We start from the raw sequence: 12,406 nt of genomic DNA, 5'->3' as shown, positions 1-12,406 counted from the left end.
AATTAGGCAATAACTGGCGCGCTGCCGTAACAGCGGCGTAGGTTTCGGATGGGAGAGACATGGGGGTTGATAGAGGCAGCAAGGTGCTGATCGTGTTCGGCACCCGGCCCGAGGCGATCAAATTGTTCCCGGTCGTCGCCGCGCTGCGCGCGACGTCCGGCATCGATGTTCGCACCTGCGTGACGGCACAGCATCGCGGGCTGCTCGATCAGGTGTTGGAGATTGCCGGGCTCACACCGGATATCGACCTGGATATCATGGAGCCGGGCCAGAGCCTCGACCGCCTGACCGCGCGGCTTCTGACCGGCCTTGGCGATGTGCTTGACGCGGAGAAACCGGACCGCGTCATCGTCCAGGGCGACACCGCGACCGCCATGGTAGGCGCTCTCGCCGCTTATTATCGCAAGGTCCCGGTCAGCCATGTCGAGGCGGGCTTGCGCTCCGGCAATATCTACCAGCCCTGGCCCGAAGAGGTGAACCGTCGCATCGTCGCGCCGATCGCGGACCAGCATTTCGCGCCCACCGAAACCGCAGCCGAGGCGCTGAGGCGGGAGAATATCGCTCCCGCAACGATTCATGTAACCGGCAACACAGTGATCGACGCGCTTTATGCGACGCGGGAACGGCTCGCCGAAGATCCGTCGCTCGCTGCCGGCCTCGATCCGATCGCCGAACGCTTCGCCGGCAAGCGGATCATCCTGGTCACGACCCATCGCCGCGAGAATTTCGGCGACGGCATGGCCGATATCGCCCGCGCCCTGGGGCGGATCGCCGAACGTCCTGACACCGCCATTCTCTTCCCGGTCCACCCCAACCCCAATGTCGTGTCGGTGATGGATGCCTTGCTTGGCGATCAGCCGAACATCGCCAGGATCGACCCGCTCGATTATCCGCATTTCGTCCGCGCACTGGGCATGTGCGAGATTGCGCTCACCGATTCCGGCGGCGTCCAGGAGGAAGCCCCCGCCCTCGGCAAGCCCGTGCTGGTGATGCGCGAGACAACCGAACGTCCTGAAGGCGTGGTCGCAGGTACCGCGAAGCTGATCGGCACTGACAAAGATCGTATCGTTACCGAAATATTAACCCTCTTGAATGACAACCAAGCCTATTCGGCGATGGCTCGCGCTCATAATCCCTTCGGGGATGGCCATGCGTCACAACGTATCGCGAGGATCGTCGCCGATGGTTTCTGATCAAGACCTCAAAGTCGTCATCATCGGCCTCGGCTATATCGGGCTTCCGACCGCCGCCGTGATCGCGCGGACCGGCGCCACTGTCCTTGGCGTCGATGTGAATCCGTCGGTGGTCGAGACAGTCAACGCGGGCAAAATCCATATCGAGGAAACCGGCCTCGACGACCTGGTCTCCAACGTCGTGGCAAGCGGATCGCTGCGCGCCGCGACCGTGGTTGCGCCCGCGGACGTCTTCATCATCGCGGTGCCGACCCCTTTCCTCGAGGATCACGCGCCCGATATCAGCTATGTGCTGCGCGCTGCGACTGCCGTCGCGACGGTGTTGAAGGCGGGCGATGTGGTGATCCTCGAATCCACCTCCCCTGTCGGCACGACCGAAACGATCCGCGACCTCCTCGCGCAGCTCCGCCCCGACCTGAAGATACCCGGCAAGACCAGCGGGCGCCCGGACATCGCGATCGCCTATTGCCCGGAACGGGTTCTGCCCGGTCGCATCCTTTTGGAGCTGATCGACAATGACCGCGTCGTCGGCGGTATCACCTCAAGGTGTGCGCGAAAGGCACAGGCCTTTTATCGCCGCTTCGTTCGTGGCGCCTGTGTCACCACAACATCGCGCGCCGCCGAGATGACCAAGCTCACCGAGAATGCCTTTCGCGATGTCAACATAGCCTTCGCGAATGAGCTCAGCCGGGTCGCGGACACGATGCAGGTCGATGTCTGGGAAGTGATCCGCCTCGCCAACCGCCACCCGCGCGTCAATATCCTCTCGCCCGGACCAGGCGTGGGCGGGCATTGCATTGCCGTCGATCCCTGGTTCCTCGTCCATGCCGATCCTGCGAATACGCCGCTGATCCGCACCGCGCGCGAGGTGAATGACGCCAAGATCGATTATGTGATCGAGCGCGCTACAGCGATGATCGCCGCTTGCCCCGGCATGCCTGTCGCCTGCCTTGGCCTCGCCTTCAAGGCGAATATCGACGATTTCCGGGAGAGCCCGGCGCTCAAGGTCGCCGCCGCGCTCGCCGCGCGGTTCGGCGACCGGCTGCATGTGGTGGAGCCCTTTACCAAAGCGCTGCCCGCAGCCTTCGACGGCACTGGCGCGCGCCTTACCGACATCGACACTGCGATCGAGATTTGCCCGATCATGGTGGTGCTGGTCGATCACGACATCTTCAAATCGGTGTCGCTTGCCGAGCGCGCGGACAAGATGGTCTATGACACGCGCGGCATCTGGCCGGATCAGCCCGGCATCTCGCTTCGGGCCGAACCGCTGCGGCTCGCCAGCTAAACTCGCCTCGCCGATGCTGGACTTGAGCATCGCTATCCCCTAGCCGAAAGCCGGTATTACCGGAACTTATCGACACGACGCGGGGGATTGATGGGTGAAGTCGTGACTCAGGCGGAGGAAGCGAGCATTGATCCGCTCGCCACCGCCATTCCGATCCCGCAGCCGCGTGAAAGCGACATTCAAAAGCCCAAGCGGTCGAGCAATCGGATCGAATCGATTCACAATCTGCGCGGGATCGCCTCGCTGACGGTGTTGTTCGACCATCTGGTCGCGAGCCCCTATGTCGGCGCCCCCGCGATGGTCGTCGCGGCGGGCATCCTCGGCAATTACGGGGTGACGATCTTCTTCTTCATCTCGGGCTTCGTGCTGCCTTATTCGCTGCAGAAATCGAAATACCGCATCCAGGATTTCCCGATGTTCATCGCCCGGCGCTTTGTCCGGGTCGATCCGCCCTTCTTCGTCGTCGTCGGCCTGACATTGTTGCTGAACGTCCTGCTCGGCATCCTCAAAAATACGCCATATCATATCGATTATGTTCAGGTGTTCGCGCACGTCGCCTATATCGCACCGCTGCTGCACAAGCCCTGGTTGCTCAGCGTGTTCTGGACGCTGTGCACTGAATTCCAGTTCTACATCACCATCGGCCTGATCTTCCCGATCCTGCGCAAATATGCGCTGCTGATCGCCCTCGCCTGCGCCTTGTGCATGTGGCTTTATGTACCGGGATATTTCCCGGCGGATCGGCTGCCGATGGGGCAGCGCGAAATCATCTTCGCCTATCTGCCGTCCTTCATGGTCGGCATGGCGACCTTCCTGTACTGGGAGAAACTGGTCAAATTCCCGACCTTTGCCGGCGCGATTGCAATCTCGGTGGTTGCGTTGTTCTTCAAGGCGCCGCTCGACATTTCCATCACGGCCCTGGTCACGATCGTCGTCACCTTCAGGTTCAGATCGTTCCACAATGTGGTCCTCGATTTCTTCGGCAAGATCTCCTACTCGCTCTACCTGATCCACCTGCTGGTGATCGTGTCGGTGCTGCCGGCGCTTCACCGCCTCGATTTGCCATGGCCGGTGATGATGCTGATCGGCGGCGGCGTTTCGATCGGCGCCGCGGCGTTGATTTACCGGTTCGTCGAAGGCCCAGCCCTTGCCTGGTCGAAGCTGCTGAGACAGAGTCCGGCCAGAAGCGCGGCATGAAAACACCGGTGCTTGGCCAGCGCATGACAGTCGCGCTGGATGCGGCGCGCGTGGCGGCGGCAATCTATGTCGTCCTCTATCACCTCACGCTCGAGCATCATCTCCAGCACGGCATCGGCATGATCTTCGGGCTTGGGCAGGAGGCGGTGATCGTTTTCTTCCTGCTCAGCGGCTTCGTGATCTTCGCCAATGAGCGGGATCGGTTATCGCCGCCCCGAGGATATTATCTCCGCAGGTTCCGGCGGATCTATCCGCCGCTGATCGTGGCCATGCTGATATCCACCCTCATCTATCTCGACGACGGAGCCTTCCTGGAAACCTTCAAATGGCGGGACCTGATCGGCACCCTGCTGATGGTGCAGGACATTTCCAGCATAAAGCCCGGTGTCATCGTCGATCCTTACCTGGTCAACGGACCTTTGTGGTCGCTCTCCTACGAGATGCCTTTTTACCTCGTCTTTCCGTTCGCGGCCCGGGCGCTCACCCGCTGGCCGATCGGGACTCATCATGCGATCGGTCTTTTCTGTGTCCTGTCCTATGCAATCTATATGCTGGTCCCGAACCACTGGACGCTGGTCGCGGCCTATTTCCTGATATGGTGGATCGGGGCGATGTGCGCCCAAGCTTATCTGGAGGGCAGGACTGCAGCGCGCGGGATGATATTCGGCGCTACCTATCTTCTCGGGCTCTGTGCACTGACCGCATTCGACGTGTGGAGGGTCGGCTACAGGGGGCTGGGCGTCTATCCCTTCCTCGCCTTTCGCCATTTCGTGGCCGCGGAACTGTTCCTGCTCGCGGCACTGCTCGCGTGGCGATGGGTCGCGATCGATGTTCCGGTTCGCCTCCAGGCATTTATCGCCTTCCTCGCCTCGATCTCCTACGGCCTCTATATCTTCCACTACCCCATCATGATTGAATGGGCGCGGGCGACATCGAGCGGGCCGGGACTGGTTATCGCGGGCATATTGCTGGTCGGGACCTCCTGGTTGGGCGACCGTCAATTGAGCGTGTGGCTGCGGCGTCGGCGGCCTCATCAAATATAATGATATGCGCACTGGAGAGACTCCCGCTGGACCGGCGCACACAAGCTGGTATGCGAATCCCGCGCGCGAAATATTTCCGCGCTCCTGAGAAGATAGCTGGAATTCCACCGCATGACGAAGACCGCGTTGATCACGGGTGTAACCGGGCAAGATGGTGCCTATCTGGCCGAACTGCTGCTTGCCAAAGGCTATGAGGTCCATGGGGTAAAGCGCCGCTCATCGTCCTTCAACACTGCGCGAATCGATCATCTCTATCAGGACCCGCATGAGAAGGGCGCCCGCCTGCACCTTCATTATGGCGACATGACCGATTCGACGAACCTCATCCGGATCGTGCAGGAGGTGAGGCCTGACGAGATCTACAACCTCGCCGCGCAGAGCCATGTCCAGGTCAGCTTCGATACTGCGGAATATACCGCGAACGCCGATGCGATCGGCACGCTCAGGCTGCTAGAGGCGCTGCGGCTGCTCGGCCTGGCCGAGAAGACGCGCTTCTACCAGGCCTCCACATCCGAACTTTACGGCCTGGTCCAGGAAGTGCCGCAGTCCGAGACGACACCTTTTTACCCGCGATCGCCTTATGGCGTGGCGAAGCTCTATGCCTATTGGATCACGGTGAATTACCGCGAAGCTTACGGTATGCACGCCTCGAACGGCATATTGTTCAACCACGAGAGCCCTTTGCGCGGCGAGACCTTCGTCACCCGCAAGATCACGCGCGCGGTTGCTGCTCACCATCTTGGCCTGCAGGACGTGCTGTGGCTGGGCAATCTCGATGCCAAGCGCGACTGGGGCCATGCGCGCGACTATGTCGAGGGCATGTGGCGCATCGTGCAGCAGGACAAGGGCGACGATTTCGTGCTCGCGACGGGCGAGACCAACACCGTGCGCACCTTCGTCGAACTCGCCTTTGCGGAAGCCGGCATCGCGCTCGACTGGAGCGGCGACGGGGTCGACGAGGTCGGACGTTGCACAAAGACCGGCAAGACGCTCGTCAAGGTCGATCCGCGCTATTTCCGGCCGACCGAGGTCGATCTTCTGATCGGCGATCCGGCCAAGGCCAAGCGCCTGCTCGGTTGGGAAGCGACCACCACGCTTGCAGAACTCGTATCGGAAATGGTGCGCGAGGATATCAAGGCCGTCGCCCGCGAGGCCGAGACACGCCGGCCCGACGAAGAACGCCCCGGCTCCCTCCGCGCAAGCCTGGGCTGATTCGGCCGCAATGGGGCGTACCGTTTTTTATGTCGGCGGCTTCGAGGCGATTGGCGGGATAGAAGCCTTTCTGTTCGATCTGCTGACGAGCTTGCCGGCCGGCGATACGAAGCGATCGATGCTCGTCTGGGCGAACGGCCTGCCCGCCCTGCACGGGATCGAACAGGCCGGTACCGAGGTGCTGCGAACGCCGCTCAGATGGGGTTGCCGGTTCGGGCTTCCCGACCGGCTGCTGTTCGCGCGCTTCGGCAGGCGATTGAACGATGCCGATAGGATCGTCTTCGCGAAGATTCCGCCAAGGGCGATCTTCGCGCGGATCGTCCGCACCGCGCGCTCGCGGCGGCCGACACCGGTCGAACTCATCTTTGTCACGCCCTATCGTCCCCGCGAGATGTGGCCGGACGGCATGCCCGACGATATCGTTCGGGGGCTCGACCGCATCCTCGTCCAGAGCTCCGAATTCGCGGATGATCTACGACAGATGGGGTTCAGCGGCGCGATTGACCTTGTACCTTATATCCCCCCGCCCGCGGCGGCGAACCCGGTCGAAGCCCCGCGCAGGGGACGCAGTTTCCGACTCGGGTTTCTCGGCCGCTTCGTCGCGCAGAAGAACCTCTTCTATCTACTCGATATAGTCGCGGCGCTGCGGTCAGGCGCGATCGAACTCCATATGTTCGGTAGCGGCGGGGATGAAGAGGCGTTGCGCGAAGCGGCGGGGAAGCGCGGCCTGCCCGTCACTTTCCATGGCGCCGTGCCGCGCGAAGCAGTTGCGGCCGCGATCGACAGTTGCGACGCCTTCATCAACCCGTCAGTCTCCGAAGGGCAATGCCTGGTGGCGTTCGAGGTCCTGAGCCGCGGCCGGCCTTTCATCGCGACGCCGGTTGGTGCGATACCCGAGATTCTGGGCAAGGGCAGGTTGGGCGTCTCCATCCCGCTGGACGATGCTGCAGGCGCCGCCGCTGTCGTCCACGCATTTATCGATGAATGGAATAGCGGCGATTGGGCCGCGGGCGACATTGCGACGACATATGCGGGCGTCTATCCCCGCGCGGAGATCATCAGCGACTATGAAAAACTGCTATAGCCAGATGATCAGCCCCTTCGAGCCGAGCACCCTGTGATGAACGACCTGTTTCCGCTCGCCGGCAAGCGCATCTGGGTTGCGGGCGAACATGGCATGGTCGGGCGGGCAATCGTCCGCCGTCTTGCGACCGAGAATTGCGAAATCGTCACGGCCAGGAGCCGGATCGACCTGCGCGACCAGAGTGCAACTTTCGCCTGGATGGCGGCGAACCCGGCCGATCTGATCTTCCTCGCCGCCGCCAAGGTGGGCGGCATCGGCGCGAACGACGCCCTGCCCGCGCAGTTCCTCTACGATAATCTGATGATCGAGACGAACATCATCGAGGGCGCACGGCGTACCGGCACGGTGAAGCTCGTGTTCCTCGGGTCGTCATGCATATATCCCAAGCACGCGCCGCAGCCGATCCGTGAGGACGCTCTGCTGACCGGACCGCTGGAGCCGACCAACCAATGGTATGCGATCGCCAAGATCGCTGGAATCATGCTCGCCCGGGCCTATCGCCGCGAATATGGCTGCGATTTCATATCGGCACAGCCGACCAATCTTTACGGGCCGTTCGATAATTTCGATCTGCAATCGAGCCATGTTCTGCCCGCGCTGATGCGCAAGGCGCATGAGGCGAAGCTTGCCGGAGCGGCGAGCCTGACGGTCTGGGGCAGCGGCGCGCCCTTGCGCGAGTTCCTCCATGTCGATGATCTCGCAGACGCACTGGTATTCCTCGCACGCACCTATTCCGGCGAAGACATCGTCAATATCGGGTCGGGCGAAGAGGTCAGTATCGGCGCCCTTGCGCGGTTGATCACCGAGATCGTCGGATTCGACGGCAACCTCGTCTTCGATGCCTCGCGCCCTGACGGGACGATGCGTAAGCTGGTCGATACCGGCAGATTACAGGGACTTGGCTGGCGATCGGCACGTTCGCTCAGCGATGGCGTTGGAGAGACCTACGCCTGGTTCGTCGACAACATCGCCAATGCCCGGATCAGCGACAGGGGTGGGCATGTTTAAGGCAACTTCAAGTCTTCAGGAACGGGTTGACGGGTGAAGCGGTGCGGTTAAAGGTCGGGTCGCCTGTAACCCATAGACCGTTGGCGATTATTCGTCGCGATTCGCCACGCGTAGGATATTCGAAATGACATCTTTGCATCGTCTCCGCACGATGGTTGTGGCCCTGCTGGTTCCGGTCCTTTTGACGGCATGTGCGGGCGGCCGTGGTGGCTCTGTACCCTATGAGGTCAAGAATTTCGGCCAGCCGGATGCGCCTGTCGCCGCCGGTCCGGACGTCGAGTATCGCATCGGCACCCTCGATCAGCTCGGTGTTGTCGTTTATCGCGTTCCCGACCTTTCGGGTGACCTTCAGGTCGACGCTGTCGGCAATGTCACAATGCCGTTGATCGGCAATCTCACGGCGGTGGGCAAGACCGCCGCTGAGCTCGCCGCCGAGATCAAGAAGAAGCTCGGCGAAAAATATATGAACGACCCCGAGGTCCAGGTCACGGTCAAGTCCGCGTCGAGCGCGAAGATTACCGTCGATGGATCGGTCGCGAACCCCGGCGTCTATCCGCTTCAGGGTCGCATGAGCCTGATCCAGGCGATCGCGATGGCCAAGGGCACGACCGAGGATGCCAACCCCCATCGGGTTGTCGTCTTCAGGCAGATCAACGGGCAACGCCAGGCGGCCGCCTTCGACCTGAAATCAATTCGCCGTGGCGAAATGCCGGACGCTGAGATATTCGGCAACGATATCATCGTGGTCGACGGTTCGGCTTCGAAGAGTACCTTCAAGAATATCGTGCAGACCGTGCCGCTGCTTGCGCTGTTCCGGCCGTTCTGACCTCTCGGACTGACACCGAACAAGATGGATTTCTCCACTAGATGACCGATTCGATCGAAGCCTTTCGCGGAAGCGGTGCAGCGGCGCTACCCTCCTTGCAGACCGGGGGCGCCCTTTCGACGTCCTTCGCCCAGCCCGCACCGGCTGAGACGCCCGAATCGGAGTTCAATCTTCGATCGATACTGCTGATTCTATTGAAATGGCGCTGGCTGCTTCTTGGTTTCATGATGGCAGGTCTGGTGATTGCCACCGGCCTCACGCTGCTCTCGACGCCCCTGTACCGTGCGAGCACGACCGTGGAGATCAAGCGGCAAGAAACCCAGATCATGAAGGAGTCGCAGCTCGAGCCGATCTCAGTCAATGATCCAGCAGCTATGGCCACCCAGTTCGGCCTGATCCAGAGCCGCGACCTTGCCGTGAAAGTGGCGCGAAGCCTGAACCTGGCGTCCAACCCGCTCTATTCGCCGGCCACCCTGCCGCGCGAGGCCCGCGAGAAGATTGCGGTGGCGAAGCTGCGCGGCGGCCTGACCGTCTCGCCGGTAGGCGTAAGCCGTCTGATGTCGATCAGCTTTGTCAGCCCCGACCGGAACGAAGCCGCGCGGATCGCCAACGCCTATGCGGACGCGTTCATCCAGTCCGGCCTCGAGCATCGCTATGATGCGACCGCCTATGCCCGAAATTTCCTGCAACAGCGGATCGCAGCATCGAAAATCGCACTCGATACGTCAGAGCGGCAGCTTGTCGCTTATGCCCGCGCTCAGGGCATCATACCGATGGAAACCGCTGGGGGCCCCAATGGGGAATCCGGTGGCAGCACCTCCCTCGACGCAACCTCGCTCGGGGCACTGAACGGCGCGCTGTCTGACGCGCAGAATGCCCGGATGACGGCGCAGGGGCGCTATCAGGAAGCGCTGAAAAACGGCTCCACAACCGAGACGCTGACCAACGGCACGATTCAATCCTTGCAAGGTGAGCGCTCAAAACTGGCCGCCGATTATCAAGAGAAACTCAGCGTTTTCAAACCCGAGTTCCCGCAGATGCGCGAGATCCAATCCCGCATTGCCGCGCTGGACAGCCAGATCGCCAAGGAACGTGGCAATGTGTCGACGGCCTTGCGATCCGAATATCAGGCGGCGGTTTCGCATGAAAACGCGCTGAAGGCGCGGGTCAACCAGCTCAAGGGCTCGGTCCTCGATCTGCGCGACCGCAGCATCCAGTACAATATCCTGCAGCGCGATGTGGACACCAACCGCTCGCTTTATGGTGCGTTGCTCGAACGCTACAAGCAGATCGGCGTCGCCGGCGGCATCGGCGAGAGCCAGGCATCGATCGTCGACCACGCGGTTCCGCCACCCTCACCGTTTCAGCCGAGGCTGAGCATGAACCTTGTGATCGGGTTGCTGATCAGTACGCTGCTCGGCCTCGCGGTGATTTTCGTGATCGAATTCATCGATGACACGATCAAGATTCCCGAGGATGTCGAATCCAAGCTGAAGATGAGCGTGCTGGGCGTGATCCCGAAGCTCGACAAGGACACGACGCTTATCGAAGAGCTGTCGACGTCGCGGTCGAAGATATCCGAGGCTTATTTCACCGCGCGAACCGCGCTGCAATTCTCGGCACCCGAGGGTACACCGCGCGTCATATTGTTGACGAGCACAAGACCGTCCGAAGGAAAGTCCAGTTCAGCCCTAGGCCTTGCCCAGAGCTTCGCGAAGGTCGGCCTCAAGGTGCTCCTGATCGACGGCGATATGCGCAAGCCGTCCTTCACTGCCAAGGATGGCGACGTTGCCGGCCTGTCCGGCTTGCTCGCCGGGGGCAATCTCAACGATCCGAAGATCCTGTCGACCAACGTCACCAACCTGTGGCTGTTGCCGAGCGGCCCGATCCCGCCCAACCCGGCCGAGCTATTGGCCAGCGCGAACCTGCCGCGACTGCTCGCGATCGTTCGGGAGCGCTTCGACGTGATCTTCGTCGACGGCCCCCCGATCCTCGGCCTCGCCGACGCTCCCCTGCTTGGCGCAGCCTGTGACGGCACCGTCATCGTCATAGAATCCGGCGCGATCCGGCGGCCCGCAGCGCTCAACTCAATCCGCCAGCTGCGGTCGTCGGGCGCCCGGGTCATGGGTGTGCTGCTTACCAAGTTCACGCCGAAATTCGGTGGCTATGGCTATGGCTATGGGTACGGCTATGGGTATGGCGCCGACGGTGGAGACAATGAGAAGGACAAGCGGCGCCGCATCGAACTGCTGTCATAGGCGCCATGTCGGCGACTGAAGCGGGCATGTTCAGGAAGATCGGCTTCAATCTTCTGGGGGCGACGACCGCGCTCGCAGGAATGACCTTGGTTTTGACGGGCGCGTTGAACGCCTCTGTCAGCGAGGCTCATCCCAATGGCTTGCGCGACCTCGCAAGAGGCAGCACCGCGGCGATGCGCCAGCGACTGGCGTCTGATCTCGCGCCTGAAAAGGGCGCGTCGATCCCGCTGCACGACACCGCCATGGCGACGCTTGTCCTCAGCCGCATGCCGCTAAACCCGGACGCGCAGGCATATCTGGCGCTCGTGGCCGAATCCAAGGGAGACGCGCCTCGCGCCCGTGGACTTATGGAACTGGCGTTACGCAGCGATGGCCGGTCGCTCCGCCCGCGCCTGTGGCTGATCGATCGCGCTCTCCGCCACCGCGACTATCCGGCAGCAGTCGCGCTTCTCGACCGGCTGATAAGCGTGATCCCCCTGCGACGTGCGCAGACCGTCGCGGCCATGGCGGCTATTGTGCGCGATCCCGCCAGCCACCCCGCAGTCACGAAGATGCTCGCGACGAACCCCGGCTGGCGCGAGGATTTCCTCTACGCGCTCAACCAGCAGGGCACGCCGCCTGATGCCATCTTCCGGCTTACGGCGCAGAATTCCGCGAAGTCCTCGGCGCTTTTCGAACAGAGTGCGCTGCTGCAATCGCTCCTCAAGAACCACGAATATGAGCGCGCTTATCTGGCCTGGATCAATTTCCTGCCAGAAACGTCGCTGAAACAGGTTGGCGCGATTTACGACACGGAATTCGCCAACCTTGCCGGCCCCGCCCCCTTCAACTGGCAGTTGCTGAACAGCCCGGATGGATCCGCCGAATTTCGGGCGCCGAAAGGCCTGACCGCTTCCTATCTCGGCGCTGCGCCGGCGACGCTCGCACAGCAGACCATCCTGTTGTCACCCGGACGTTACAGATTATCGGTGGTCGCTTCTGGCCGGGACGAGTATAGCCAGTTGGCCTGGGTGATAACCTGCGCGCGCGGCGGCGACCCAGTCGTCACGACACGATTGCTCAAGCTCTCCGACGCGCGGCAGAAATATAGCTCGATCTTCCAAATACCGACTTCCGGTTGCGAGGCGCAACAGCTCGCGCTCACTGGCACTCCGGGCGAATTCCCTCGTACCGCTGATGCGGGGATCGACTCGATCCATATCGAGCCGGTGACATCATGACGACCAAATCATCCTCCGGGCGGCGACGCCCGCTGCCTGGCAACGCCACCGTTTCCCCTTGGGCCGCGGTGATCGCG

10 protein-coding genes are annotated in these 12,406 nt (G+C 62.0%); all 10 read left to right on the top strand.

The genetic code is table 11. From position 1 onward, the window contains the following. The first annotated feature begins 59 nt into the window (after nucleotides 1-59). The 10 genes from wecB to AC1DVS_RS12070 all read left to right on the top strand — a co-directional run bounded on the left by wecB (nucleotide 60) and on the right by AC1DVS_RS12070 (nucleotide 12,329). Nucleotides 60-1,193 carry a non-hydrolyzing UDP-N-acetylglucosamine 2-epimerase gene (gene wecB, locus AC1DVS_RS12115; RefSeq protein ID WP_478023302.1) on the top strand — a complete coding sequence of 378 codons (1,134 nt, stop codon included), beginning with the start codon at nucleotides 60-62 and terminating at the stop codon, nucleotides 1,191-1,193. Next, nucleotides 1,183-2,481 (top strand): UDP-N-acetyl-D-mannosamine dehydrogenase, encoded by a 1,299-nt coding sequence (gene wecC, locus AC1DVS_RS12110; RefSeq protein ID WP_478023301.1) that lies wholly within the window; start codon nucleotides 1,183-1,185, stop codon nucleotides 2,479-2,481. The genes wecB and wecC overlap by 11 nt, the downstream gene beginning before the upstream one ends. A 90-nt stretch (nucleotides 2,482-2,571) precedes the next feature. After that, a complete protein-coding gene (locus tag AC1DVS_RS12105; protein ID WP_478023299.1) occupies nucleotides 2,572-3,678 on the top strand; it encodes an acyltransferase family protein in 1,107 nt (368 codons plus the stop codon). Then, complete coding sequence (locus tag AC1DVS_RS12100; protein ID WP_478023297.1) at nucleotides 3,675-4,721, top strand: acyltransferase family protein; 1,047 nt, start codon at nucleotides 3,675-3,677, stop codon at nucleotides 4,719-4,721. The genes AC1DVS_RS12105 and AC1DVS_RS12100 overlap by 4 nt, the downstream gene beginning before the upstream one ends. A 111-nt stretch (nucleotides 4,722-4,832) precedes the next feature. Further along, nucleotides 4,833-5,933, top strand: coding sequence for a GDP-mannose 4,6-dehydratase (gmd, locus tag AC1DVS_RS12095; RefSeq protein WP_478023295.1), 1,101 nt, complete (start codon nucleotides 4,833-4,835; stop codon nucleotides 5,931-5,933). 10 nt (nucleotides 5,934-5,943) lie between these two features. Further along, complete coding sequence (locus tag AC1DVS_RS12090; protein ID WP_478023293.1) at nucleotides 5,944-7,017, top strand: glycosyltransferase family 4 protein; 1,074 nt, start codon at nucleotides 5,944-5,946, stop codon at nucleotides 7,015-7,017. 36 nt (nucleotides 7,018-7,053) lie between these two features. After that, nucleotides 7,054-8,025 carry a GDP-L-fucose synthase family protein gene (locus AC1DVS_RS12085; protein ID WP_478023291.1) on the top strand — a complete coding sequence of 324 codons (972 nt, stop codon included), beginning with the start codon at nucleotides 7,054-7,056 and terminating at the stop codon, nucleotides 8,023-8,025. A gap of 124 nt (nucleotides 8,026-8,149) precedes the next feature. Next, entirely contained in the window at nucleotides 8,150-8,851 is a 702-nt protein-coding gene (locus AC1DVS_RS12080) for a polysaccharide biosynthesis/export family protein (protein WP_478023289.1), read from the top strand. A gap of 41 nt (nucleotides 8,852-8,892) precedes the next feature. Then, nucleotides 8,893-11,109 (top strand): GumC family protein, encoded by a 2,217-nt coding sequence (locus AC1DVS_RS12075; RefSeq protein ID WP_478023287.1) that lies wholly within the window; start codon nucleotides 8,893-8,895, stop codon nucleotides 11,107-11,109. A 5-nt stretch (nucleotides 11,110-11,114) separates the two neighbouring features. Next, nucleotides 11,115-12,329: a tetratricopeptide repeat protein gene (locus AC1DVS_RS12070; protein ID WP_478023285.1), complete on the top strand. Its 1,215-nt coding sequence runs from the start codon at nucleotides 11,115-11,117 to the stop codon at nucleotides 12,327-12,329. The last annotated feature ends 77 nt before the right edge of the window (nucleotides 12,330-12,406 follow it).

It is taken from the genome of Sphingomonas sp. P3_C5 (assembly GCF_056402635.1).
Note: the sequence above shows the minus strand (reverse complement) of the source record. Positions and strands in the feature narration are given on the sequence as shown.

Excerpts from the sequence above, each read along its gene's own strand:
- AC1DVS_RS12100 (WP_478023297.1), top strand. The coding sequence starts at position 3,675 with ATGAAAACACCGGTGCTTGGCCAGCGCATGACAGTCGCGCTGGATGCG.
- AC1DVS_RS12080 (WP_478023289.1), top strand. The coding sequence starts at position 8,150 with ATGACATCTTTGCATCGTCTCCGCACGATGGTTGTGGCCCTGCTGGTT.
- AC1DVS_RS12070 (WP_478023285.1), top strand. The coding sequence starts at position 11,115 with ATGTCGGCGACTGAAGCGGGCATGTTCAGGAAGATCGGCTTCAATCTT.
- AC1DVS_RS12090 (WP_478023293.1), top strand. The coding sequence starts at position 5,944 with ATGGGGCGTACCGTTTTTTATGTCGGCGGCTTCGAGGCGATTGGCGGG.
- AC1DVS_RS12085 (WP_478023291.1), top strand. The coding sequence starts at position 7,054 with ATGAACGACCTGTTTCCGCTCGCCGGCAAGCGCATCTGGGTTGCGGGC.
- wecB (WP_478023302.1), top strand. The coding sequence starts at position 60 with ATGGGGGTTGATAGAGGCAGCAAGGTGCTGATCGTGTTCGGCACCCGG.
- AC1DVS_RS12105 (WP_478023299.1), top strand. The coding sequence starts at position 2,572 with ATGGGTGAAGTCGTGACTCAGGCGGAGGAAGCGAGCATTGATCCGCTC.
- wecC (WP_478023301.1), top strand. The coding sequence starts at position 1,183 with ATGGTTTCTGATCAAGACCTCAAAGTCGTCATCATCGGCCTCGGCTAT.
- gmd (WP_478023295.1), top strand. The coding sequence starts at position 4,833 with ATGACGAAGACCGCGTTGATCACGGGTGTAACCGGGCAAGATGGTGCC.
- AC1DVS_RS12075 (WP_478023287.1), top strand. The coding sequence starts at position 8,893 with ATGACCGATTCGATCGAAGCCTTTCGCGGAAGCGGTGCAGCGGCGCTA.